Source organism: Bacillus cereus group sp. MYBK227-1, assembly GCF_051916325.1.
GTDB classification, from domain to species: domain Bacteria; phylum Bacillota; class Bacilli; order Bacillales; family Bacillaceae_G; genus Bacillus_A; species Bacillus_A cereus.
On the sequence record NZ_JBQAGK010000001.1, the window covers coordinates 1,160,424 to 1,183,941 of the forward strand.

The window sequence follows — 23,518 nt, forward strand, 5'->3', positions numbered from 1 at the left end:
AAGAATGAAGAGAAAGACAACAACAATTGCTGCACTTGCGTTAACGACGAGTGTATTGGTTGCAGGATGTGGGAATGGTGAGAAGGCTTCGACAACGAAGAAAGAATCGAATAAGGGAATGGCCGATAAACAAGTTTTAAATTTGCTAGAAACAGCTGAAATTCCTTCAATGGATACATCTAAATCAACAGATTCTGTATCTTTCCGTGTATTTGTAAATGCAATGGAAGGTTTATATCGTCTAGATAAAGATAATAAACCAACACCAGGTATGGCAAAAGATGTGAAGATTAGTGAAGATAAAAAGACATATACATTTGAATTACGTGATGCGAAATGGTCAAATGGTGATCCAGTTCGAGCACAAGATTTTGTATATGCATGGCAACGTACATTAGATAAAGCATTAGCGGCAGAATATGCATTCATTTTATTTGATGTGAAAAATGCACAGAAAGTAAATAAAGGTGAATTACCAGCAGATCAATTGGGTGTTAAAGCGAAGGATGATAAAACGTTGGTAGTAGAATTAGAGCAACCAGCACCTTATTTTCTTGAGCTTACGTCGTTCCCTACATTTTTCCCATTAAATGAAAAATATGTGAAAGAGCAAGGAGATAAATACGGATTAGAAGCAGATAAATTATTATATAATGGACCATTTACAATGAGTCAATGGAAACATGAACAAAATTATCAGTTGAAGAAAAATCCTAATTATTGGGATAAAGATACTGTAAAATTAGACGAAATTAATGTAAGTATTGTGAAGGAAACAAGCACGGGAGTAAATTTATATGATAGTGATCAAGCAGATCGAGTTATTTTAACTTCTGAATTTGTTGATAAATATAAAAAGAATAAGCCAGATGAATTTAAAACGAAGTTAGATCCACGCATATATTTCTTACGTTTTAACCAAAAAAATGCAACATTTAAAAACCAAAAAGTACGTGAAGCGATTGATTTAGCATACGATAAAAAAGGAATTGCTGATGTCATTCTAAATGACGGTTCATTGCCAGCATATTTCTTAGTACCTGAAAAATTCACGACAGGTCCGGATGGAAAAGATTTCCGCTCTGTAAATAAAAACTTCCGTGATAGTAAAGATAATGCAGAGAAAGCAAAAAAATTATGGGAAGAAGCGAAGAAAGAGCTTGGTCAAGATACAATTACGGTTGAATTACTAAACGATGATAACGGTAGCCGTAAAAAAGTGGGCGACTTTATTAAGGAAGAACTAGAGAAAAACTTGCCTGGTATTAAAGTGAATTTGAAACAGCAACCATACAAGCAGAAGCTAGATTTAGAAAAGAAATTCCAATATGAATTCTCATTATCTGCATGGAGTCCTGATTATCCGGATCCAATGACTTATATTGATATGTTTGTTACTGGAAGCTCATTTAATGAAATGGATTATTCTAATCCGAAGTATGATGATTTAGTAGCGAAATCAAAAGGAGAGCTATTAAAAGATGATAAAGCACGCTGGAATGCACTTGCGGAAGCTGAAAAAATCTTAATTGGTCAAGACGCAGCAATTTCTCCTACGTACCAACAAAGTACAGCTTATTTAGAGAAGCCGTTTGTAAAAGGCATTGCTAACCATACGTTTGGCGGGGACTTCAGTTATAAATGGGCATATATTACAAAAAAATAGTATAATGAAAGGTGAGTGAATTTTCGCTCATCTTTTATTTGTATAAGGAGGAATTATAGTTGTTAAGGGGAATCAATCATATTTGTTTTTCGGTATCTAATTTAGAAAACTCTATTATGTTTTATGAAAAAGTATTAGAAGGAGAATTATTAGTTAAAGGAAGAAAATTGGCTTATTTTAACATATGTGGAGTATGGATAGCGCTTAATGAAGAGACGCATATTTCGAGAAATGAGATTCATCAATCTTATACGCACATTGCATTTTCTGTTGAACAAGAAGACTTTAAATGTCTAATACAGCGATTAGAAGAAAATGATGTTCATATTTTACAAGGAAGAGAACGTGATGTAAGAGATTACGAATCTATATACTTTGTTGATCCTGACGGTCATAAATTTGAGTTTCACTCAGGGACACTGCAAGACCGTTTAAATTATTATAGAGATGAGAAACCTCATATGACATTTTATTAGGGAGGGATAGCATTTGCATGCACTTGTAATTGGTGGAACAGGAATGCTAAAGAAAGTTTCTATGTGGTTTTGTGAGAAAGGATTTTATGTTTCTATTATCGGGCGAGATGAAGTGAAATTAGAAAATGTTAAGCGAATGAGTTCTGCACCAGAAAATATTACATGCCTTTCGTTAGATTATCATAATGATGAAGATGTAAAGCTAGCTATTAAAAGTACAATTAAGAAAAATGGCCCAATCACATTAGTTGTTGCATGGGTACACACAAGTGCAAAGCATGCACTATCAAATATTTGTAAAGAACTAGATTTGTCGTCTAAAACATATAGTTTATTTCATATTTTAGGTAGTAAAGCATCACGTATGCCTGCACAAAAAATAGGGAGTACGCGATGTATTTATCATAGAATTATTTTAGGTTTTATTTTAGAAGATACATATGGAAGATGGCTTACTCATGAAGAGATAGCTGATGGAGTTATAAAAGGGATTGAAAGTAAACGAGCGGAGTGGATTGTAGGGAGAGTTGAACCGTGGGAATTACGACCAACATGGTGAGGGGGAGTAAGAAATGAAAACAACTATATATGTAACAAGGCATGGTGAAACAGAGTGGAATGTAGCGAAGCGAATGCAGGGACGGAAAAATTCTGCTTTAACTGAAAATGGTATAGTTCAGGCGAAACAATTAGGGAATCGAATGAAAGATTTACCAATCCATGCGATCTATAGTAGTCCGAGCGAAAGAACGCTTCATACGGCAGATTTAATAAAGGGGGAACGTGATATACCCATTATAGCGGATGAGCATTTCTATGAAATCAACATGGGTATATGGGAAGGACAAACAATCGCGGATATAGAAAAGCAATTTCCAGAAGAAGTACATCTGTTTTGGAATGAGCCACATCTTTTTCAGTCAACATCAGGCGAAAATTTTGAGGCCGTTTATGAAAGAGTAATTGAAGGGATGCAGCTTCTTTTAGAGAAGCATAAAGGACAAAACATATTGATTGTTTCTCATGCGGCAGCAGCAAAATTACTTGTAGGGCATTTCGCGGGAATTGAAATAGAAAATGTGTGGGATGATCCATTTATGCATAGTGCCAGTTTGAGCATAATAGAATTTGAAGAGGGTATTGGTAAAGTGAAACAATTTGCAGATATAAGTCACTTTCAATAAATGTAAAAAAGGCCGCAAAACGGCCTTTTTTGGGTGGTATAAAAACTAGCAGTTACGTTTTTTATACCAGAAGTGATCGAATTTCTTATTTTTGCAAGATGGGAATTTATGTCCGCCTTTGCAATCATTCCATTTGTGTCCGCTATCGTGACAGTCTTTACCATGATCACATGAATCATCGCAAGAGTGACCGTGTCTGTTAGGGAAGAATTCGCATTTTTTACAGAAACTTCGTTTTGTCCAGAAAAATTTCTTTTCAAAGCGTATGCATTTTGTAATGAATGTACAATGTTTTCTGCGAGTACGTTTTGTAACTAATACGCATTCTTTTCTACGCGTTACTTTCGTAACGAACGTCCATTTTTGAACACGTACACGTGTACATTTCGTAACAAATGTCCATTTTTTTACGTGCGTACATTTTGTAACGAACGTACAATGTTTCACGCGAGTACATCTTGTTCTTGGACATTTACCCCCAGTTGTACATTTACATCCAGTTGTACAATGATGATGAGTGAATTTATCATCATCGCATTCAAAAGTACTTGGATCTTGGTGTAAGAAATCCTCCATCCCAGCACTTTTGATTTCTTCGACAGCTTTTCTAATATCACGTTTCATAGAAATCCTCCTTATCATGTATTAAAGTGAAAAGGTATTCTTTTTCCTTAACATGATATGTATGTAAGCATCTTTCTGAACAGGACAAGAGTGTAATTTTATATAAATAGATGATTGCGGATGTATGGACAAGAAAAGGCGCATACATTGAAGGAAGAGAACTGAGAAGGGATGAGAAAACATGCTGCCTTCATATGATTTTTTTGTTCATCCAATGTACTTAGTGGAATTGAAAAAGGACATTTGGTCAGATAGTCCAGTGCCAGCGAAATTAACTTATGGAAAAAAGAAGTATGATATTGATATCGTATACCGAGGAGCTCATATTCGCGAATTTGAGAAAAAGTCTTATCATGTTATGTTTTATAAGCCTAAAAAATTTCAAGGTGCGAAAGAGTTTCATTTGAATTCGGAGTTTATGGATCCGTCTCTCATACGAAATAAATTATCTTTAGATTTTTTTCATGATATTGGTGTACTTTCGCCAAAATCACAACATGTATTTATAAAAATTAATGGTCAAATTCAAGGTGTGTACTTACAGTTAGAATCGGTTGATGAAAATTTTTTAAAAAATAGAGGATTACCGAGTGGTTCTATTTATTATGCGATAGATGATGATGCGAATTTTTCATTAATGAGTGAACGAGATAAAGATGTTAAGACAGAGCTCTTTGCGGGTTATGAATTTAAATATTCGAATAAAAATAGTGAAGAACAACTGAGTGAATTTGTATTTCAAGCGAATACTTTGACGAGGGAAGCCTATGAAAAAGAAATTGGGAAGTTTCTACATGTAGATAAATATTTACGATGGTTAGCAGGAGTTATTTTTACGCAAAACTTTGATGGTTTCGTTCATAACTATGCACTATATCATAACGATGAAACAAATTTATTTGAAGTTATACCGTGGGATTATGATGCGACTTGGGGGCGAGATGTACAAGGGAGACCACTTAATCATGAATATATTCGCATTCAAGGGTATAATACGTTAAGTGCAAGATTGCTAGACATACCTGTATTTAGAAAGCAGTATCGAAGTATTTTGGAAGAAATATTAGAAAATCAATTCACAGTTTCGTTTATGAGGCCGAAAGTAGAAGGGTTGTGTGAATTGATTCGCCCATATTTACTACAAGATCCATACATGAAAGAAAAATTAGAAACATTTGATCAAGAGGCTGATATGATTTATGAATATATAAATAAAAGAAGAAAGTATATACAAGACCACTTACATGAATTGGATTAATTTTGAAAGAGATTGAAACGTTATCAATCTCTTTTTTTTGTATAATAAAGATGTATCAATAAAAATGAAGTAATATATTTGATAGAGAATGGGGATGCGGATATATGACGATTAAATGGATTGATTGGGTAAAACAAATACAATCTATAGCTCAAGCGGGTTTAACGTATTCTAAGGATGTGTATGATATTGAGCGTTTCCAGCAATTACGAGATATTTCTATTTCAATGATGTCACATTATACGAAAACAGATTGGGAAGTCGTAGAGAAATTATTTGCAAGTGAGACAGGCTATCAAACACCTAAAGTTGATATAAGAGCGGTTGTTTTTCAAAATGAAAAGTTATTATTTGTGAAAGAAAAAAGCGATGGGAAATGGGCATTGCCAGGTGGATGGGCTGATGTCGGTTATACGCCAACCGAAGTTGCAGCAAAAGAAGTTTTCGAAGAGACAGGTTATGAGGTAGATCATTTTAAGTTACTAGCTATATTTGATAAAGAAAAACATCAACCATCTCCATCGGCGACGCATGTATATAAGATTTTCATTGGATGCGAGATTATTGGTGGAGAAAAGAAAACTAGCATTGAAACAGAAGAGGTGGAGTTTTTTGGTGAAAATGAATTGCCTAATTTATCAATTGCTAGAAATACAGAAAACCAAATTAAAGAGATGTTTGCCTACATGAAAGACCCGCAGAAAGAGAAATTAATAGATTAATCCTGCTTGAATTGTACATATTGTTAAAATGAAGATATTGGCAGATTGCAGCCTTTATGTAATAATGGGATGGTATGTGAAGAAAAAAGGAGATAAAAAAGAACATGTTAGCAAACATAATAGATCAGTTATTGCAATTTTTTGCAAGCTTAGGTTACTTTGGAGTAGCTCTTGCTTTAATGATTGAAGTAATCCCGAGTGAAATTGTACTTTCGTATGCTGGCTTTTTAGTAGCGAATGGTAAAATTAGTTTTGTGGGTGCAGTTATCGCCGGAACGATTGGTGGTACTTTAGCGCAAATCTTTTTATACTGGCTTGGATACTACGGAGGGCGTCCGGTTGTAGAGAAATATGGGAAATATCTACTTATTAATAAACATCATTTAGACATAGCGGAAGGTTGGTTTAAGCGTTATGGAGCAGGCGTAATATTTTCTGCGCGCTTTATCCCAGTAGTACGTCATGCGATCTCTATTCCAGCAGGGCTAGCTAAGATGCCATTAAAACTATTTACACTTTATACGGTTGTAGCGATCATTCCATGGTCAATTCTATTTATATACTTAGGTGAAAAACTTGGTGGGAATTGGCGACAAATTAAAGAGTATGCATCTGATTACACACATTACATAATTATAGGAGCTGTTCTTTTTATTGCTCTATACTTTGGTTTAAAGTATTTCAAAAAGAAAAAAGCAGCGCGTTAAAGTCAATGATTTTTCATTGGCTTTTTTTGTTTGTTTCGGTTCTAAAGAAAAGGAGTTGTCCATAATGTGTAATAATAAAGCGTAGCGGAGGAATGTGATGAAAGGGTCACCGTTTATACGTGGAACGATATTTTTAACGATGGCAACGATGATATCAAAAATGTTAGGGTTTATATATGTTATACCATTTACAGCGATGGTCGGTACGAGTGGTTACGTTCTATACACATATGCATATCGTCCTTATACCATCATGCTCAGTATAGCAACAATGGGATTACCGCTAGCTGTTTCAAAGATGGTATCAAAATATGATCAACTGAATGATTATCATACGGTTAAGAGAGTGTTGAAAAGTGGAATCGTGTTTATGTTTATAATGGGAGTCATTTCGTGTTTTACGTTATATATGCTAGCTCCGCATTTAGCTAAACTTGTCATCGATGGGAATGATCAAACGGGGAATAGTGTAGGAGCGGTTACTACTAATATTCGAATTGTAAGTTTTGCGTTAATACTTGTGCCAGTAATGAGTTTATTAAGGGGCTTCTTTCAAGGATTCCAATCGATGGGGCCTTCTGCATTAAGTGTAGTTGTAGAGCAATTTTTTCGGGTTTTAACCATTTTAATAGGAAGCTTTGTCGTTTTATATGTTTTAAAAGCTTCTGTTTCGCTAGCGGTTGGTATTTCAACGTTCGGTGCATTTATGGGAGCTGTAGGTGGATTAACTGTTTTAAGTGCGTATTATATAAGAAGGAGAAGGCACTTAAAGAAAAAAGAGATGGAAAGTATACCACAAACAACGAAATCTTTTTTCTCATTGTATAAGGAGCTCTTTACATATTCTATTCCTTTTGTTGTGGTGGGCTTAGCAATTCCGTTGTATCAGACGATTGATACATTTACAATTAATAAACTACTTATACAAATAGGGTATATGCAAGGAGAAGCGGAAAAAATTAATGCGATAATTGGTCTTGTTCAAATGGTTGTGCTTATCCCGGTATCCGTTGCGACAGCTTTTAGTATGTCTCTCGTACCAGAGATGACGAAAGCTTACACAGCAGGAAATACGAAGCTATTGTACAAACATTTTACGAGAACAAATGTATTAGTAGTAGCAATTACGGTACCGGCGGCAATTGGAATGATGGTGTTAGCCAAACCTGTATATACTCTTTTATTCGGTGCTGGAAATGATCCAGAGATGGGGAGAATCATTTTACAGTATTATGCTCCTGCTTGCATACTATTTTCTCTTTTTACAGTAACGGCTGCTATGCTACAAGGAATCAATCAACAGCAGAAGACGGTGCTAGGACTAGTGATTGGAATTATTGTGAAGATAGTTTTAAATATTGTATTGCTTCCGTATTTCGATTATGTAAGTTTTATCATTTCAACATACGCGGGCTATACGATTTCAGTCGGGTTTAACTTGTGGATGCTTTCTAAATATGTTATAAAGGCAACATAAGCTTTTAAGGCAGAGAGCACTCTGTCTTTTTCTATGTTTATCCCGCTTTAACGGGCAGTGAGACCCTCACCGCACAATTCAGCGAAAAAAAGAAGTTTGGTTGGGGGCGGATAACCCGTAAAAGCCCGATTTGTAAGGGCTAATAATTGGTGAGGATGAAGCCCCCCACTGATTAAAGTTTCACTTTATAATATTTTTCTTATAAAAACGTTTTCAAAATAATTTTTCTATTGAAATTTAAACGTATGTTTCATATGCTGAGAATGGCGGTTTAAAAACTGTGATTTAAGAGAGGTAGATTCCTACATGTAAAAAGAATCGGGGTGATAGTATGTTAAATATATATTTAACAGACCGAAACGGAAAACTACAAGAGATTGAGGAAATGCAAAAGGGGTGCTGGATTAATGTACTTCATCCAACAGAAGAAGAAATTCAATATCTAGTACAAACTTTAAATGTAGACTTAGATTTCATTAAAGACCCTTTGGATGATGAAGAACGCTCTCGTATTGAAAAGGAAGACAATAATACTTTAATTATCGTGGATATTCCGACAGTTAGACATGACGAAGAAGGAAATTCGATTTATGACACGATTCCAATAGGTATGATTGTGATGCCGGATTGTTTTGTTACAATCTGCTTAGAAGAGAATCCAATTTTTGAACGTTTTATTAATCAACGTATTAAAGAATTTTATACGTTTAAGAAGACGCGCTTTGCACTTCAGCTCTTATATACGATTTCTACTTATTATTTAAGATACTTAAAGCAAATAAATCGAAAAACAATTGATTTAGAGCATCAATTAAATCAGTCAATGAAAAATAAAGAGATTTTCACATTGTTAGGCCTTGAGAAAAGTTTAGTATACTTTACAACGTCATTAAAGGCTAATAAAATTGTAATTCAAAAGTTAATGCGTAATAGTACATTTTTAAAAATGTATGAAGACGATCAAGATTTATTAGAAGATGTATTAATTGAAAATAAACAGGCTATTGAAATGGCGGAAATATATAGTCACATTTTAAGTGGAATGATGAATACTTTTAGCTCCGTTATATCAAATAATTTAAATAGTGTTATGAAACTGTTAACGTCAATTACGATCATTTTATCTTTACCGACGATGGTTTCTAGTTTCTTTGGAATGAACGTAAAGGTTCCGTTTGAAGGGGAAGCCCACGGTTTTGTAATTGTACTCATCATATGTGTAACACTATCTTTCACGTTAGCTTTTGTTTTTTGGAAGAAACGTTACTTTTAACGATAAGAAAGCTGCTCTAGCATAGTTATATAACTACGCTAGAGCAGCTTTTTTGCTATGAAATCTCAAATTTTGAATAGAATATAACTTGTACAATGTAATGTATATAAAGGGTATGTATGCCATATAAACCTTGTTCAATTAATGAAATGGGGTTAAAATTACATATTGTTAATGAAAAGTTGGGGGAAATACATCATGGAATTGTTTCAATTACCGAAAGCATTCCTGCAAATGAATACAATTTTTATCTCCATATTGATCGAAGCACTTCCTTTCGTGCTCATTGGTGTATTTATTTCAGGATTCATTCAAATGTTCGTGACAGAAGATATGGTGGCAAAATGGATGCCGAAGAACCGATTTCTGTCTGTTTTATTAGCTACTTTTTTAGGTATGTTGTTTCCAGGTTGTGAATGTGGAATTGTTCCGATTGTAAGACGATTAATTGGAAAAGGCGTTCCACCATACGCAGGGATTGCATTTATGTTAACTGGACCTATTATTAATCCAGTTGTATTATTTGCTACTTATGTTGCCTTTGGGAGTAGTATGCACATGGTATGGTATCGTTCTATTGTAGCGATTATCGTAGCCATTATCGTTGGAATTATATTATCCTTTATGTTTAAAGAACATCAATTAAGAGATGATCACTTCCCAGAAGTGAATAATAAGCGTCCACTGCGTAAAAAAATGTGGGATGTATGTACACACGCTGTTGAGGAATTCTTCTCAATGGGAAAATATTTAGTACTAGGTGCGTTAATTGCAGCAGCGGTACAAACGTTTGTACAAACTTCAACACTTCTTGCTATTGGACAAGGTCCGTTTTCTTCATCAGCTGTTATGATGGGACTTGCTTATATATTATCACTTTGTTCAGAGGCAGATGCATTTATCGCTTCTTCGTTCCAAAGTACGTTTTCAACAGCTTCACTTGTCGCGTTCCTCGTTTACGGACCGATGGTGGATATTAAAAATATGTTTATGATGCTTGCGACATTTAAAACTAAATTTGTAATTGTTGTTATAGTTACAGTTACTCTTGTTGTTTATGCAAGCTCACTACTCATTTATGCGATGGGGTGGTAGGTTATGTTTCGAGCATATATATTATTAGGTTTTACAATATTAATTGCGCAGCTTCATATTTCCGGTAACATTACGAAGTATATCAATATGAAGTATGCCTATTTATCAACAACAGCAGCAATTATTTTAGGTTTCTTAACGATTATACAAATTATCGTCGTTTTCCAAAAAGAGCACCAAAAGGAAAAAGAGAAAAATGATTGCAGTTGTGACCATAGCCATTGCGGGCATGATCATTCAAAAGATGAGAATACATGGTGGAAAAAAGCATTTTCGTACTCCTTGTTTTGTTTTCCAATTATCTCAGGGTTATTTTTCCCAATTGCGACGTTAGATTCGGATATTGTTAAAGCGAAAGGATTTCACTTTCCTGTTGCACAAGCAGAAAGTAAGGATCCATTTATGACAAGACAATTTCTAAGACCTGATACGAGCATTTATTACGGGAAAGAAGGATACCGTGGTGTAATGGAAAAAGGGAAGAAAGAGTTTGTTACGAAAGACAATATTAATTTGAAAGATGAAGACTTCCTAAAGGGTATGGAAACAATTTATAATTATCCTGGCGAGTTTACTGGGAAAAAATTATCTTTTAAAGGGTTTGTTTTTAGGGATGATTCTTCTAAAAAAGAACAATACTTCTTATTCCGTTTCGGTATTATACATTGCGTAGCAGATTCTGGTGTGTATGGTATGTTAGTGAAAAAGCCAGAAGGCGTAGAGTGGAATAATGATGACTGGATTCAAGTAGAAGGAGAGATAACTACTGAGTTTTATCAGCCGTTTCATGCGAATATTCCTGTATTAGAAGTAACAAAATGGAATAAAGTTGAACAGCCGAAAGAACAATATGTATTTAGAGGAGCCGATTGATAAAATCGGTTCTTTTTTGTGGACTAAAAGTTCTGAATGTTGTTAATATTAAACGTGTAGTTCATTTAGTATAGTGATTATTGAAATATTAGGGATAAATCATTAAAGGGGTGATAACAATGACAGAAGTAAAGGGGAAAACAGCCAATGAGTCAAGGGTGTTCAAAACGAGCCGAGTATTCCCAACAGATTTAAATGATCATAACACGCTATTTGGTGGGAAGATATTAGCGGAGATGGATATGGTTGCTTCTATTTCAGCATCCAGACATTCGAGAAAGGAATGTGTCACAGCATCTATGGACTGGGTCGATTTCTTACATCCTGTTCGTTCTTCAGATTGTGTTAGTTATGAATCTTTCGTAATTTGGACGGGAAGAACTTCGATGGAAGTGTTTGTGAAGGTAGTAGCTGAAGATTTAATTTCAGGTGAGAAGCGTATAGCGGCAACGTCATTCGTTACTTTTGTGGCACTTAGTAAGGAAAATAATCCAGTTCCAGTACCGCGTGTTATCCCTGAAACAGAAGAAGAGAAAGAATTACATCGTATTGCTGTGTTACGTGCAGAACAGCGTCATATACGTAAGGCAGAGAGTAAGAAAGTAGCCACATTGTTAACCTTTTGAGATGAATATTTAGCCATTTAAGTTACTATAGCAGTCGGAAATGGTTTTAAAATGAAAAGCGGACACCTAAAAATAGGTGTCCGCTTTTATAGTTTTTTCATCCACATATCATATGACAGTAGCTACTTAGCAGAAGCAAGCAGCACCGACGATGATTAAGAGGATAAATAATACGACTAATAGCGCAAATCCATTACCATGTGCGAAGCCCATTGTTATTTCCTCCTTTTATTTTAAGATACAACATACAATATGCAAATGAGCTATTGTTTGATATGGACATATATCATGCAATGACATATTTTCTTGAATGATAATGTAATAAAAAAGGGAAGATATAGAAATAACAGTAAGTGGAGAAAGGAATTTATCCATGAAGCACTTTTTCGCTATAATCCTTTGTTTAATAGGTGTATTCATTTGGATGAACATCGATGTGGAAATGGGGAAGGAAATGGCTAGTGAATATGAATTAGGACAAGTTCGATTAGGTGAATTTCAATTATATACGAACGGTGAAGAGTTATATAGAAAATTATTTGAGGATATAAACGATGCAGAAAAGTATATATATATCCATTTTTATATTGTAGGAAAAGATGAAATAAGCCAAGAGTTTTTACAGTTATTAGAGAAAAAAGCATCTAGCGGAGTAGAAGTGAAATTGTCAGTCGATCGGATAGGTGGATATAAGCTGAAGAAAAAGGTAATTAGCCGATTAAAGGAAAACGGTGTGAAGTTTACATTTAGTAAAAAACCGAAACTGAAAAATGTGTTCTATTCTTTGCATCAACGGAATCATAGACGTATTGTTACGATAGATGGAAAGGTATCATACGTCGGTGGTTTTAATATCGGAAAGGAGTACCTTGGACAAAATCCAAAGTTTGGGCCATGGCGTGATTATCACGTGCGCATCCATGGTGAGGGTGCAGCGGATATGGAAAGAAAGTTCGCCGAAGATTGGAAAGAAGATACAGGAGAAAAAATGCCTATACATGAAAGTATACCTACATTAGGGAATGTGAAATATCAATATTTATTTTCAAATGGAAAAGGCTTATGGGAAAAGTATGGGGCACTTTTAAAAAAGGCTAAAAAGTCTTTAATTATCGCTACACCATATTTTGTACCAAGTAAAGAAATGGTGAAAGAGTTAAAAGCTGCATTAAATCGTGGTGTTAATGTGAAAATTCTCGTGCCATTTAAAAGTGATGCCATATTGTTAAAACAAGCTGCCTATCCATATTTGAAAGATATGTTACATGCTGGAGCGGAGATTTATCAATATCGAAATGGATTTTTTCATGGGAAAGTAACAATTATTGATGGAGAAATTGTTGATATTGGGACAGCGAATTTTGATAATAGAAGTTTTTATTTAAATTGTGAGTCTAACTGTATCATATATGATAAAACAGTTGTTGATGAAGTATGGAGTCGATTACAGGTAGACTTTCATAAATCAAAACGATTTTCTGAAGAAGATTTTGAGAAAATTAGTAGATGGGATTGGTTTTTAGCGAGAATAGCGAATGTTTTAGCATCATATTTATAGTATATGGACAAAAGAGAAGGGAGGCGCTTTAATGGACTGTATGAAAGAATTAATGAAATATAGTTATATGCTAATATACAAGGTTGGAGAGTATGCTGGAAAGGTCAGAGACGAAGAATTAAAAAATCTATTACAGCACCATTTACCATATATGTTACAAGCATATAATGAACAAGTAAATTTTCAAGAAGGAGAGAATGTGCAGCATATAACCTGTGAAACAATGGAGTTTGATTTGCATGAAATGGGAAAGGAAACAGTTAGTAAATATACAGGGGATATTCATATTGCAACCAGTTATATTGCGCATTTGAAACGATTAGCTTTAAAGTTTGCTCAAGTTGCAGTGGAAGTTGCTAACCCAGAGTTTCGCTCATTTTTGGAAAATTGTTTCCTGAAAATGAACCGTTACGCTTATAGTGTGTGGCAATATGTTATGAAGAAGGAATATAAGATTACACATCTATATGAAAATGAAAAATTTGCATGAGAAACTAAGGCGAAATGGTATGCGCCTTAGTTTTTTTACGTCCATTGAGAGAAAAAACTAGTTTTATTGTGTATCGATTGGAAATGAAATATATAAATTAAAATTAGGTTTTGTTATCGGAAAATTTACAAAAATTTACCGTATATTTACTGTTTTTCAATCTCTCCTTTAAAAATAGAGAGTAATATGAGGTTGTACATATTCTATCACAAGGAGGAAACGCAAATGAACAAATGGGTTAAATCATTAACTGCTATGGCACTTGCAAGTTCTTTATTAATGGTAGGTTGTAGTAAAGGTGAGGACAAGAAGAAAGAAGACGACACAACAACACAACAAGAGGACAAAAAGGATAAAGAAACAAGCGGAACCGAGAAGTCTACTGATTCTAAAGAAAAGAAATAAAGTAATAATAAAGCTTCCTCTTATATATGAGGAAGCTTTTTTGTTGTAAATTGACTGAGATTATTGAAAAATAGAAAGAGAATGAAAGAGGGGGAAAACAAATGAAAGTATGTATATTGGGAGCAACAGGACGAGTAGGTTCAAACATAATTAATTTAGCATTAAAGGATTCAGCTGAAGTGACTGCATTAGCGCGTGATTTAAATAGAATAGAAATACAACATGAAAGGTTAAGAGTGATAGAAGGGAATGTATTGAACGAAAATGATATAAAGAAAGCGATAGAAGGAAGTGATATAGTAATTAGTGCACTTGGAACGGATCAAAATGGAACATTAGCGAAGAGTATGCCACAAATTATGAAGAAAATGGAAGAAGATGGGGTTCGTAGGATCATAACAATAGGAACAGCTGGTATTTTACAAGCAAGAACAGATCTAAATTTATATCGTTTTCAATCAACGGAATCAAAAAGGAAAACGACAACGGCAGCGGAAGATCATTTGGCTGCATATAAGGTACTAAGTAATAGTAATAATTTATGTTGGACAGTTGTTTGTCCGACACATTTAATAGATGGTGAGGCGACAGAGGTATATCGAACTGAAAAAGATATATTGCCAGAGGGTGGATCAAAAATTACAGTGGGTGATACAGCACACTTTGCATGGGATCTATGTAAGAAAAATATATATGAAAATAGTCGAGTAGGTATTGCATATTAAAAAACCATCCCGAAGTCGGGATGGTTAAAAGATGATATAACACAAGAAGATGATAATCATAATGATTTGGAGAATTGCTTTCGCTACTGTACTGCTTAAAAAACCAACTACAGTAGCGACTCCAACTAGAAAGGCATCTTTTGGCGCTTTTTTATGTACTAGTTCTGTTATAAATACTGATAAAAACGGTATGATAATAAGTCCGAATGGCGGGAAGAAGAACGAGCCGACAATGATAGAAATCATTCCGACACGTTCGCCCCATTTAGAACTACCGTATTTTTTTAAGAAATATCCATTTGCAATAAAATCAGCAACGAAAATGAAAAGAGTGAAAATGACTTGAATAATCCAAAAAGAAGTTGTTAATTCGCTTCCATTTATACCGAAATGGTAAATCAAATATCCAGCCCAGACAGCTAGTATGCCAGGGATAATTGGATAAATAAAGGCGAGAAATGAAACAATGAAACAGGCAATGATACAAATTGTTAATAAAACAGTCACTTTATAGCTCCTTTTTAATATCTAGTTTATGTACAGCAACTTTTTTGACTTGATGTCCATCAAGTTCTAATACTTTAAATTGAAAACCAGCATATTCAATGGAATAGCCAGCTTCAATATTTAAGTCAACTGCTTGAGAGAGAAGCCATCCTCCGATTGTATCTAAATCACTATCATCAATATGTAGGCCAAACATATCATTTACTTCAGAAATAAGCACTTTTCCATCTAAAACAGTAAGCTTAGGTGTACGCTTTTCAATCATAGGTGATTCATCAGCATCGAATTCATCTTGAATTTCTCCAATGATTTCTTCAAGAATATCTTCCATCGTTAAAAGTCCGGCAGTACCACCATATTCATCCATAACGATTGCCATCTGAACGCGATTTTTTTGAAGGTGGACTAACGTTTTACGAATTGGAACTGTTTCAAATACAGTTAGAACAGGATGTATATAAGATTCAAGTGGTTTATAAATACCTTTCGTTTGATCATGGAATACTTCTTTCGTATTGATCATCCCGATGATATCATCTTTATCTTTTTCAATGATTGGATAGCGTGTATATTTTTCAGTAGCGACGATATCCATATTTTCTTCTAACGTATTTTCAGTAGACAAGCAAATCATTTCGGTACGAGGAACCATAATTTCTTTCGCAACTCGATCATCAAATTCAAAAATGTTATTTACATATTTATATTCGGTTTGGTTTATTTCACCGCTTTTAAAACTTTCACCTAAAATGAGTCGCAATTCCTCTTCAGAATGAGCAAGTTCACTTTCCTTCGCAGGTTCTAATCCGAGTAGTTTTGTGAAAAATATAGCTGTACTATTGAGTAGCCAAATGAATGGATACATAATTTTATCAAATAAAATAAGCGGTCTTGCAAATTTGAGTGTGATTGCTTCTGCTTTTTGAATTGCGAAAGACTTTGGAACTAATTCACCTAATACAACGTGGAAAAATGTAATAACACTAAAAGCAATAACAAAAGATAAAGTGTTAGCCATTGTTCCAGTAATATTAATTTTTTCAAAGAGCGGTCGTAGTATATGTTCCACAGTCGGTTCACCAAGCCAACCAAGCCCTAAAGAAGTGATTGTAATTCCGAGCTGACAAGCTGATAAATAAACATCTAAATTAGATAGGACGCTTCTTGCAGCTAAAGCTTGTTTATTACCTTCATTTGCAAGTTGGTCAATTCGACTTTTTCGTACTTTTACAACAGCGAATTCTGATGCAACGAAAAAGCCAGAAATAAGAATAAGTACAAAGATGAGAAAAATATTTAATATGTCCAAGCGTGTTCTCCATTCCAAGGTTTGGAATAAAGATGTCACCTCCTGCAATTATGTTATACTTTTATAATAAATCCAAATGAAAAGAATAGTCAAAGGAAAAGGGTAAATATTGGTATGTTTCTGTAATAGTTTTTGAATTTGCTGTTATTTTGTCCGCTATACAAAAGGAATAACCCCCTACTTTTAGATTATAGAGGGTTATTTTAAATTAAGGTTTTGGAACACTTCTCGTTAAAGTGTATGACTGTTGCTTGGAGTAGTTTGTGGTCCATAGTGTTTGAAGGAAAGAAAGTATGCTATATGGGATATAGAGTAGTAATAAGCCGATTGTAACAATTATGGGTGAATTTCCGCCAAATTGAACGATAAATTGTAACAGACCATTTGCATGAAAAACGCATTCCATAAAAACGAATGAAAGAATAATGGAACCTAAAATTGATTTATGATTTGAAGTAAGCGCTAAAAACAATGTGTCTACAAGAAAAGAATCATGTTTTATTTCATATTCATTTGTGTTTTTTAAGAAAGGAATCCATTTTTTTACTGCTTGCATAACGATAATCATGGAAGTACTACATACGATGATAAATGATGAGTAGTAAGGAAGGTTTATAAATTGTGCGATGTATAGAAGTAGTAATAAGACTGAACATTGTAATACTACAGTGCAAAAAGAGTAAGGTATCCATTTCAATACAGTAGTAAACTTTTTAAACGAGTTAGGTACTTTGAAAAATAAATGGCCGATACCCAAACTTATGAAAAATCCGATCGCAAGGGTAAAAGTAAAACGAACAATCGATATAAAAAATATTTCCCATATGTAAGGGAATAATGGTGTTGAATGATTAGAAGTACGTATCATTTGGTTTGCTGAGAAAAAGATAGATTCATGCATCCAATCAACCTTTGGAATTGATATAGAAGAAAGCTGTGCGAAGTTTTGAAAAATGCTAATAAATCCATTTTGATAAGAGTAATTGTGTGTAATAAAAAGAGCTGGAATAGGACTTATGGCAAAAATAACAATAACACCAATTATAAATTTACATATATGTGAGCGTAATAAGGACATATAACCACCTACTCTTAGAATATTCAGAAAATTCTTATTCTTATTTTAGCTTTTTTTGAAAGAAGTTACAATATATTTTTCATTTAGTAATTCAGAGAGAAGATTTGATAGCAAAAATATACAAGTGAAGGATTCATGAATAAATTATGACAAGAAAATGAATAATTTTCAGAAAAATAAAATAAATTATTTATTTTTTTCTGAAAATATAATATAGTTATGGCACAGAAAGTATTTTAACATAAGGAGGCTTTTTATGAGGATTAAAGGGAATTACGTGCCGAAAAGGGAAGTTTTACTGTGCTCAAGTTCGATTACGATTGGGGAAGCGTTAGAGCATTTAAATAAAACGGGGTATCGCTGTGTACCAGTTTTAGATGAAAAAAAAGAGAAATTTTTAGGGAATATATATAAAGTAGATATTTTAGAATATAAAGGATCACTTGATGAGAGTGTAATACAATTATTAAACGATAAAGAAGGATTTGTGAGAGAAGATTCATCTTTCTTTAAAGTATTTTTTACAATAAAAAAATTGCCTTATTTATCAGTAGTTGACGAAAAAGGGGTTTTCCTTGGAATTTTAACGCATAAAAAAGTTTTTGAGTTATTAGAGGATGCATGGGGCGTTCACTCTAGTAAATACTCTGTCATGATTGGAACGCAAGACTATAATGGAGCAATCCAAAAATTATCGACAGTTTTAAAGAAATACACTGGTATTCAAAGTTTGATGACTTTTGATAATGATGCCTTATTAGTTCGTAGAATTATGTTTACATTAGGAGAAGAGTTTAACGACGGTGAATTAGAGACATTATTGAAAGATTTAGAAGATCACGGATTTAGAGTTGTGTATGTGGAAGAGATGAAAAATCCACGTGAAGTTGAAACGATAGAGTAACATACAAAAGCCATCTAATTATATATTAGATGGCTTTTGTATGTTACGTGTATAAAGTTATTTGAAAATAACAATCGAATAATAGGTGAGATTGTAACAATATTTGTGTAAGAGAATAAAAAATGTAGATAATTTCGATTTTCAAAAAAATCAATTTGAAAATATGTTTTTATTTTGCAACTAAATATGTTACTATATGTGTGATAAAAACAAAGAGGTCTGACATCTACACTCCACGTAATAACACTCTAATGATTTAAAAATTCAAAAAAATCAAAATTCAAAATAATAATTGTATTAATGATTAGAGTAAAAATAAGGGGAATGGAGAAATTATGGAGAAAGACACTGCTTTGTAAGGGGCATATTTTATCATCTTGAGCAGAGAGGAGGATGCATAGCATATTGTAAAATATAGAGATAAACAATGAAAAAGTGCTATGCAAATGAAGAGCATGAAGGGACGTTTAAGGCCAGGTGATACGGTAGCAATTGGTTTAATGCTATTTGCATTATTTTTAGGAGCAGGAAATTTAATTTTTCCGCCAGTTTTAGGTCAACAAGCAGGAGAGAATGTTTGGATTGCTACAATAGGATTCCTTGTAACGGGAGTCGGATTACCCCTACTAGCTGTAACAGCTGTCGCGTTTGTAGAGGGGGACTTGAAAGCGCTATCTTCTAGAGTCCACCCTATATTTGCGTTTATTTTCCCATTGATTAGTTATTTAGCAATTGGACCATTTTTCGCGATTCCTCGTACTGGAGCTGTTTCGTTTGAAATGGGTATGAAGCCGTTTTTATCAGAGGCAATGGTTTCAGAGTGGTACATGCTATTTCTTTTCACAATAGTTTTCTTCGGAATAACGTGGTATTTATCATTAAATCCATCTAAATTAGTGGATTGGTTCGGAAAGTTTCTTACACCATTATTAGTATTAATTGTCGCTGTTATTGTCGGAAAGGCAATTATTGATCCAATTGGAGAGCCAGCTGCGCCGTTAGCTGCTTACAAAGAAAATGCTTTCTTTGGTGGATTTATTCAAGGATATTTAACGATGGATGCAATTAGCGCGCTCGTATTCGGAATTGTCGTTGTACAAGTTATCCGCTCTAAAGGGATAAAAGAGAGTAGTCAAATTGCAAAAATAACAGTAGTATCAGGTATTATTGCTGTACTTGGTTTAACGTTAATTTATTTATCACTTGCTTATCTTGGTTCAACAAGTACATCACTTGGTATCTCAGAAAACGGTGGCCTTATTTTAACGAATGTTGTAAATGAGCTATATGGGACGAGTGGTAAAATTTTATTAGGGCTTGTTATTATACTCGCTTGTTTAACAACTTCTGTTGGGCTAACATCTGCGTGTGCAGGTTTCTTTACAAACTTATTCCCAAAACTTTCGCATAAAACGATTGTAACAATGGTATGTGTATTTAGTTTAATTGTATCTAACCTAGGTTTAACACAATTAATCGCAGTAACATTACCTGTGTTAATGATCATTTATCCAGTTGCAATTGTATTAATCGTACTTTCGTATTTCCATAAGTGGATTGGGAAGCGTAATACAATTTATATTGGAGCTATTTTAGGTGCATTGTTAATTAGTTTCTTTAACGGTTTAGAAAGTGCGAAAATTAAAATTGACGCGATTTCTAATGTACTACAAATGTTACCGTTATATAACGAAGGAATCGGATGGTTAATTCCATCATGTATTGGCGGGATTCTTGGTTTCTTCTTCTATAAATCAAATGAATCAAGTGAATTACAAAAGAAAGGTGCTTAGGCACCTTTCTTTTTTTGAAGGGGATTTTTGCATTTTGTCTAAGTAATAATTGGGGGGAATGATAAATGGCTAATTTTGAAGATTTTTTAAATTTGGATTTGAGAATTGGAACTGTAATACATGCAGAGGAATTTAAAGAAGCGAGAGTACCAGCGATTAAACTAGCAATAGATTTTGGAGAAATCGGGATAAAGCAGTCAAGTGCTCAAATTACGAAAAGGTATATTCCAGAAGATTTAATCGGTCAACAAATCGTTGCTGTTGTAAACTTTCCACCAAAGCGTGTAGCTGGATTCAAATCAGAAGTGCTTGTGCTTGGTGGTGTTCCTGAAGCTGATGATGTTGTGTTACTTCAGCCTAATATGGAATTGCCAAATGGAACAAAAATTAGTTAGGGTGAAGGTAGGGGCTAATATGGATATCGGACGAGAATATTTGCAATGTGCGATTTCGAACTTTAAAGCAACAAAGAAACAAGGGGAACGGGCACTTTCTCAATTATCATATGAACAAATACAATGGTCTTCTCATGAAGAAACAAATAGTATAGCGATTATTATTAAGCATCTGCACGGTAATATGCGTTCTAGATGGACGGATTTTTTAACGTCTGATGGTGAAAAAACAGATCGTAATCGAGATGGTGAATTTGAAGGATGCTATCATTCAAAAGAAGAAACCCTTATAGCTTGGCAAGAAGGATGGAAATATGTTTTTAATACGATGAATACTTTAACGCCGGAACACTTATTGAAGACGGTATACATTCGCGGTGAAGCACATACTGTCATGCAAGCAATTGAAAGGCAAATTTCTCATTATGCATTGCATATTGGTCAGATTATTTACATTGGGAAGATGTTAAAAGAAAATGAGTGGGAATGTTTAAGTATTCCGAGAGGTCAGTCTGCGCGTTATGTAGAGAAAAAACGTTCAACATAATAATAAGAAAGAAACCGATAAAAAATAGGAAAAAAGAAAGTCAGCCAAATAATAGATGGTTCTGTAATCATAAGAATACTGCCAAAAATAAGTCCATATATAATAAGAAAGAAATTGAAAAGTGTATTCACAGGGAGAAATCGTGAGATAAACACTTGCTGTCGTTTAAAACAATCACTGTGAAATAAATAAAAGCGGAAGTACCATGTGGCTGTAATAAGGTCTTTCTTTCTCACAATTCTTTTTTTGCATGTATGACAGATAAATGGTGGTTGCATATCATTACGCTCCATTTTTTATTTTCATAATAATGTGAGACAAAAGTAGGTACAAAGTGTATGTTCCTATATACGCTCCTGCAATAAGGAAAAATGGATTCAGTAAAATTCCATGAATGCTCGTCATGAAAACTAAATCTTGTATTAAAACATCGTATATATTAATGGAAATAATTGTACCAAGTACATATAGTGCCAAGTACGCAGAAATATGTAGCACAATAGAGATTTTTGGTTGCTTAGCGGACAAATAAAAAATGAATGATAGAGCGATTGGTAATATTCCTATTAATAGCTTCAATTCATTTCACCTCATTAACAATATAGCCGAAATTTTAACGGTCTATTCTCTAGGGCTTGTACATAACTTGAAATAGAGAGGTGATAGTATGAATCGGGGCTTTTTTTTTATGAAGTTTACAAATATGCGTAAGTTAGTTTTATTTGTTATTACTACAGTGCTAGCGACTTTTTTTCTTATTAGTCTGATGGTAACCTTTATGAAAGAGACAAAGTCAACGTATTTATATAATTGGTTAAATGAGTTATCGATGAATGGTTACATGTATGTACTTGGAAAAGAGAATCATTATTTTACACAGGAGTACCGAAATTTGAATCAAGATTTTTCAATTTCTTCTTTTCTCTTTTCTATGGCTACAAATATTCGCTTTAATGATGTACGCAGTTTTGTCGGGAAAGAGCTCCCGGGATTTGGTAAGTACGATACAGAAATTGTTATTGCGGGTGAGGGTACAAATTATTCTAACTTACCGATAGAGTCGAGTGTTCCTCTTGAAGAAGTAGTGAAGGAACGGACTAGTGGAACTGGACAAGCACCTAAACAAGATACGAATAAAGAGAAAAAACAGCCGTCCCAAACGACTGGGAAGAGACAAGTTGCGTTTATTTATCATACACATAGCTGGGAATCTTATTTACCTTTACTTAACTTAACGAATGACCCGAATCCGAATAAAGCAACGAGTTCTGTGTCGAATATTTCTATATTAGGAGATCGTTTCCGTGAACAACTAGAAGGTGAAGGGATTGGGGCTACTAACGATAAGAGTGATGTTGGTCAAAAGTTAATAAGTAAAGGTTTAAACAGTAATAGTTCGTATAAAATGTCACGAGAAATTGTGCAGCAAGCTATGGCTGGAAATAAAGATCTTCAATACTTTTTTGATTTGCATCGTGATAGTGCCCGAAAGAATGTAACGACAAAAACAATTGGAGATAAATCATATGCAAAGCTTGCATTTGTAGTAGGGAAAGGAAATAAAAACTATGAAAAAAACTTACAATTAGCGACAGCTTTACATGAGGCGATTAATAAGAAATATCCAGGAGTGAGCCGTGGGGTCATTCAAAAAGGGTTCCAGACAGGAAATGGAATCTATAATCAAGACCTATCAGGACAAGCGATATTAATAGAAGTTGGTGGTGTAGATAATACAGAGGAAGAATTGAATCGATCAATTGATGCACTTGCTAAAGCATTTGGTGAATATTTTTGGCAGGCAGAAAAAGTGAATGGATAAAGTG

General features: G+C 34.0%; 28 protein-coding genes. 21 read left to right on the top strand and 7 right to left on the bottom strand.

Going from position 1 to position 23,518, the window contains the following annotated elements; translation table 11 throughout:
- Positions 1 to 4: 4 nt before the first annotated feature.
- From ACTFRM_RS06180 to ACTFRM_RS06195, 4 genes are read left to right on the top strand one after another with little or no spacing between them, the layout of a single operon-like run.
- Positions 5 to 1,666 carry a peptide ABC transporter substrate-binding protein gene (locus tag ACTFRM_RS06180; protein WP_000824276.1) on the top strand — a complete coding sequence of 554 codons (1,662 nt, stop codon included), beginning with the start codon at positions 5 to 7 and terminating at the stop codon, positions 1,664 to 1,666.
- Positions 1,667 to 1,725: 59 nt separating this feature from the next.
- The gene (gene fosB, locus ACTFRM_RS06185; RefSeq protein WP_000943775.1) at positions 1,726 to 2,142 is read left to right on the top strand and encodes a FosBx1 family fosfomycin resistance bacillithiol transferase; all 417 of its coding nucleotides are present in this window, start codon (positions 1,726 to 1,728) and stop codon (positions 2,140 to 2,142) included.
- A 13-nt stretch (positions 2,143 to 2,155) separates the two neighbouring features.
- On the top strand, positions 2,156 to 2,701 hold the full coding sequence (locus tag ACTFRM_RS06190) for a short-chain dehydrogenase (protein ID WP_000543107.1): 546 nt from the start codon (positions 2,156 to 2,158) through the stop codon (positions 2,699 to 2,701).
- A gap of 13 nt (positions 2,702 to 2,714) precedes the next feature.
- Positions 2,715 to 3,326 (top strand): phosphoserine phosphatase 1, encoded by a 612-nt coding sequence (locus ACTFRM_RS06195; protein ID WP_000858823.1) that lies wholly within the window; start codon positions 2,715 to 2,717, stop codon positions 3,324 to 3,326.
- A 45-nt stretch (positions 3,327 to 3,371) separates the two neighbouring features.
- On the opposite strand, the gene exsB is transcribed toward ACTFRM_RS06195, so the two are convergent.
- Entirely contained in the window at positions 3,372 to 3,950 is a 579-nt protein-coding gene (exsB, locus tag ACTFRM_RS06200) for an exosporium protein ExsB (protein ID WP_000817498.1), read from the bottom strand.
- Positions 3,951 to 4,131: 181 nt separating this feature from the next.
- Here exsB and cotH point away from each other — a divergent pair, with 181 nt between their 5' ends.
- From cotH to ACTFRM_RS06240, 8 genes are all read left to right on the top strand, one after another.
- Positions 4,132 to 5,208 (top strand): spore coat protein CotH, encoded by a 1,077-nt coding sequence (cotH, locus tag ACTFRM_RS06205; RefSeq protein ID WP_000938001.1) that lies wholly within the window; start codon positions 4,132 to 4,134, stop codon positions 5,206 to 5,208.
- A gap of 104 nt (positions 5,209 to 5,312) precedes the next feature.
- A complete protein-coding gene (locus ACTFRM_RS06210) occupies positions 5,313 to 5,930 on the top strand; it encodes an NUDIX hydrolase N-terminal domain-containing protein (protein ID WP_000153585.1) in 618 nt (205 codons plus the stop codon).
- Positions 5,931 to 6,034: 104 nt separating this feature from the next.
- Entirely contained in the window at positions 6,035 to 6,637 is a 603-nt protein-coding gene (locus ACTFRM_RS06215) for a DedA family protein (RefSeq protein ID WP_000880691.1), read from the top strand.
- 97 nt (positions 6,638 to 6,734) lie between these two features.
- A complete protein-coding gene (locus ACTFRM_RS06220) occupies positions 6,735 to 8,114 on the top strand; it encodes a putative polysaccharide biosynthesis protein (RefSeq protein ID WP_000678845.1) in 1,380 nt (459 codons plus the stop codon).
- Between the two features lie 331 nt (positions 8,115 to 8,445).
- The gene (locus ACTFRM_RS06225; RefSeq protein WP_000932389.1) at positions 8,446 to 9,387 is read left to right on the top strand and encodes a magnesium transporter CorA family protein; all 942 of its coding nucleotides are present in this window, start codon (positions 8,446 to 8,448) and stop codon (positions 9,385 to 9,387) included.
- A gap of 198 nt (positions 9,388 to 9,585) precedes the next feature.
- On the top strand, positions 9,586 to 10,482 hold the full coding sequence (locus ACTFRM_RS06230) for a permease (protein WP_000418716.1): 897 nt from the start codon (positions 9,586 to 9,588) through the stop codon (positions 10,480 to 10,482).
- A gap of 3 nt (positions 10,483 to 10,485) precedes the next feature.
- The gene (locus tag ACTFRM_RS06235; protein WP_000488043.1) at positions 10,486 to 11,355 is read left to right on the top strand and encodes a TIGR03943 family putative permease subunit; all 870 of its coding nucleotides are present in this window, start codon (positions 10,486 to 10,488) and stop codon (positions 11,353 to 11,355) included.
- Positions 11,356 to 11,474: 119 nt separating this feature from the next.
- Complete coding sequence (locus ACTFRM_RS06240) at positions 11,475 to 11,981, top strand: acyl-CoA thioesterase (protein ID WP_000141164.1); 507 nt, start codon at positions 11,475 to 11,477, stop codon at positions 11,979 to 11,981.
- Positions 11,982 to 12,107: 126 nt separating this feature from the next.
- Here the strand turns inward: ACTFRM_RS06240 and ACTFRM_RS06245 are convergent, their stop codons facing one another.
- A complete protein-coding gene (locus ACTFRM_RS06245; RefSeq protein WP_000505094.1) occupies positions 12,108 to 12,194 on the bottom strand; it encodes a YjcZ family sporulation protein in 87 nt (28 codons plus the stop codon).
- A 160-nt stretch (positions 12,195 to 12,354) separates the two neighbouring features.
- Between ACTFRM_RS06245 and cls the strand changes: the two genes are divergently transcribed.
- From cls to ACTFRM_RS06265, 4 genes are all read left to right on the top strand, one after another.
- Entirely contained in the window at positions 12,355 to 13,539 is a 1,185-nt protein-coding gene (gene cls / locus ACTFRM_RS06250) for a cardiolipin synthase (protein WP_002023919.1), read from the top strand.
- A gap of 31 nt (positions 13,540 to 13,570) precedes the next feature.
- On the top strand, positions 13,571 to 14,029 hold the full coding sequence (locus tag ACTFRM_RS06255; RefSeq protein ID WP_000340527.1) for a spore coat protein: 459 nt from the start codon (positions 13,571 to 13,573) through the stop codon (positions 14,027 to 14,029).
- Positions 14,030 to 14,254: 225 nt separating this feature from the next.
- A complete protein-coding gene (locus ACTFRM_RS06260) occupies positions 14,255 to 14,434 on the top strand; it encodes a hypothetical protein (protein ID WP_001045960.1) in 180 nt (59 codons plus the stop codon).
- A 101-nt stretch (positions 14,435 to 14,535) separates the two neighbouring features.
- Positions 14,536 to 15,159 carry an NAD(P)H-binding protein gene (locus tag ACTFRM_RS06265; protein WP_325851680.1) on the top strand — a complete coding sequence of 208 codons (624 nt, stop codon included), beginning with the start codon at positions 14,536 to 14,538 and terminating at the stop codon, positions 15,157 to 15,159.
- Between the two features lie 24 nt (positions 15,160 to 15,183).
- Here the strand turns inward: ACTFRM_RS06265 and ACTFRM_RS06270 are convergent, their stop codons facing one another.
- From ACTFRM_RS06270 to ACTFRM_RS06280, 3 genes are all read right to left on the bottom strand, one after another.
- A complete protein-coding gene (locus ACTFRM_RS06270) occupies positions 15,184 to 15,666 on the bottom strand; it encodes a DUF456 domain-containing protein (RefSeq protein WP_063219886.1) in 483 nt (160 codons plus the stop codon).
- A 1-nt stretch (position 15,667) separates the two neighbouring features.
- A complete protein-coding gene (locus tag ACTFRM_RS06275; RefSeq protein WP_000353738.1) occupies positions 15,668 to 16,975 on the bottom strand; it encodes a hemolysin family protein in 1,308 nt (435 codons plus the stop codon).
- 208 nt (positions 16,976 to 17,183) lie between these two features.
- A complete protein-coding gene (locus tag ACTFRM_RS06280) occupies positions 17,184 to 18,053 on the bottom strand; it encodes a hypothetical protein (protein WP_440043127.1) in 870 nt (289 codons plus the stop codon).
- A 256-nt stretch (positions 18,054 to 18,309) separates the two neighbouring features.
- Here ACTFRM_RS06280 and cbpA point away from each other — a divergent pair, with 256 nt between their 5' ends.
- From cbpA to ACTFRM_RS06300, 4 genes are all read left to right on the top strand, one after another.
- Positions 18,310 to 18,957, top strand: coding sequence for a cyclic di-AMP binding protein CbpA (gene cbpA / locus ACTFRM_RS06285; protein WP_001220526.1), 648 nt, complete (start codon positions 18,310 to 18,312; stop codon positions 18,955 to 18,957).
- Between the two features lie 455 nt (positions 18,958 to 19,412).
- Positions 19,413 to 20,750, top strand: coding sequence for a branched-chain amino acid transport system II carrier protein BrnQ4 (gene brnQ4, locus ACTFRM_RS06290; RefSeq protein ID WP_011110049.1), 1,338 nt, complete (start codon positions 19,413 to 19,415; stop codon positions 20,748 to 20,750).
- A gap of 65 nt (positions 20,751 to 20,815) precedes the next feature.
- Complete coding sequence (gene csaA, locus ACTFRM_RS06295) at positions 20,816 to 21,145, top strand: chaperone CsaA (protein ID WP_001263013.1); 330 nt, start codon at positions 20,816 to 20,818, stop codon at positions 21,143 to 21,145.
- Entirely contained in the window at positions 21,126 to 21,692 is a 567-nt protein-coding gene (locus tag ACTFRM_RS06300; RefSeq protein ID WP_121868367.1) for a DUF1572 domain-containing protein, read from the top strand. The genes csaA and ACTFRM_RS06300 overlap by 20 nt, the downstream gene beginning before the upstream one ends.
- Here the strand turns inward: ACTFRM_RS06300 and ACTFRM_RS06305 are convergent.
- On the bottom strand, positions 21,665 to 21,970 hold the full coding sequence (locus ACTFRM_RS06305; RefSeq protein WP_002164560.1) for a hypothetical protein: 306 nt from the start codon (positions 21,968 to 21,970) through the stop codon (positions 21,665 to 21,667). The two genes, ACTFRM_RS06300 and ACTFRM_RS06305, sit on opposite strands and share 28 nt — an antisense overlap.
- 4 nt (positions 21,971 to 21,974) lie before the next feature.
- Positions 21,975 to 22,271: a hypothetical protein gene (locus tag ACTFRM_RS06310; RefSeq protein ID WP_000770738.1), complete on the bottom strand. Its 297-nt coding sequence runs from the start codon at positions 22,269 to 22,271 to the stop codon at positions 21,975 to 21,977.
- An 88-nt stretch (positions 22,272 to 22,359) separates the two neighbouring features.
- Between ACTFRM_RS06310 and spoIIP the strand changes: the two genes are divergently transcribed.
- The gene (gene spoIIP, locus ACTFRM_RS06315; protein WP_440043128.1) at positions 22,360 to 23,514 is read left to right on the top strand and encodes a stage II sporulation protein P; all 1,155 of its coding nucleotides are present in this window, start codon (positions 22,360 to 22,362) and stop codon (positions 23,512 to 23,514) included.
- Positions 23,515 to 23,518 lie beyond the last annotated feature (4 nt).

Bases quoted from the DNA above. Each gene is read 5' to 3' on its own strand.
- ACTFRM_RS06210 (WP_000153585.1), top strand. From the start codon at position 5,313: ATGACGATTAAATGGATTGATTGGGTAAAACAAATACAATCTATAGCT.
- ACTFRM_RS06245 (WP_000505094.1), bottom strand. From the start codon at position 12,194: ATGGGCTTCGCACATGGTAATGGATTTGCGCTATTAGTCGTATTATTT.
- ACTFRM_RS06240 (WP_000141164.1), top strand. From the start codon at position 11,475: ATGACAGAAGTAAAGGGGAAAACAGCCAATGAGTCAAGGGTGTTCAAA.
- brnQ4 (WP_011110049.1), top strand. From the start codon at position 19,413: ATGAAGGGACGTTTAAGGCCAGGTGATACGGTAGCAATTGGTTTAATG.
- ACTFRM_RS06255 (WP_000340527.1), top strand. From the start codon at position 13,571: ATGGACTGTATGAAAGAATTAATGAAATATAGTTATATGCTAATATAC.
- ACTFRM_RS06195 (WP_000858823.1), top strand. From the start codon at position 2,715: ATGAAAACAACTATATATGTAACAAGGCATGGTGAAACAGAGTGGAAT.
- ACTFRM_RS06220 (WP_000678845.1), top strand. From the start codon at position 6,735: ATGAAAGGGTCACCGTTTATACGTGGAACGATATTTTTAACGATGGCA.
- cotH (WP_000938001.1), top strand. From the start codon at position 4,132: ATGCTGCCTTCATATGATTTTTTTGTTCATCCAATGTACTTAGTGGAA.
- spoIIP (WP_440043128.1), top strand. From the start codon at position 22,360: ATGAATCGGGGCTTTTTTTTTATGAAGTTTACAAATATGCGTAAGTTA.
- exsB (WP_000817498.1), bottom strand. From the start codon at position 3,950: ATGAAACGTGATATTAGAAAAGCTGTCGAAGAAATCAAAAGTGCTGGG.
- ACTFRM_RS06230 (WP_000418716.1), top strand. From the start codon at position 9,586: ATGGAATTGTTTCAATTACCGAAAGCATTCCTGCAAATGAATACAATT.
- ACTFRM_RS06265 (WP_325851680.1), top strand. From the start codon at position 14,536: ATGAAAGTATGTATATTGGGAGCAACAGGACGAGTAGGTTCAAACATA.
- ACTFRM_RS06225 (WP_000932389.1), top strand. From the start codon at position 8,446: ATGTTAAATATATATTTAACAGACCGAAACGGAAAACTACAAGAGATT.
- ACTFRM_RS06305 (WP_002164560.1), bottom strand. From the start codon at position 21,970: ATGCAACCACCATTTATCTGTCATACATGCAAAAAAAGAATTGTGAGA.
- ACTFRM_RS06280 (WP_440043127.1), bottom strand. From the start codon at position 18,053: ATGTCCTTATTACGCTCACATATATGTAAATTTATAATTGGTGTTATT.
- ACTFRM_RS06260 (WP_001045960.1), top strand. From the start codon at position 14,255: ATGAACAAATGGGTTAAATCATTAACTGCTATGGCACTTGCAAGTTCT.
- ACTFRM_RS06235 (WP_000488043.1), top strand. From the start codon at position 10,486: ATGTTTCGAGCATATATATTATTAGGTTTTACAATATTAATTGCGCAG.
- csaA (WP_001263013.1), top strand. From the start codon at position 20,816: ATGGCTAATTTTGAAGATTTTTTAAATTTGGATTTGAGAATTGGAACT.
- cls (WP_002023919.1), top strand. From the start codon at position 12,355: ATGAAGCACTTTTTCGCTATAATCCTTTGTTTAATAGGTGTATTCATT.
- ACTFRM_RS06180 (WP_000824276.1), top strand. From the start codon at position 5: ATGAAGAGAAAGACAACAACAATTGCTGCACTTGCGTTAACGACGAGT.
- ACTFRM_RS06215 (WP_000880691.1), top strand. From the start codon at position 6,035: ATGTTAGCAAACATAATAGATCAGTTATTGCAATTTTTTGCAAGCTTA.
- ACTFRM_RS06300 (WP_121868367.1), top strand. From the start codon at position 21,126: ATGGAACAAAAATTAGTTAGGGTGAAGGTAGGGGCTAATATGGATATC.
- cbpA (WP_001220526.1), top strand. From the start codon at position 18,310: ATGAGGATTAAAGGGAATTACGTGCCGAAAAGGGAAGTTTTACTGTGC.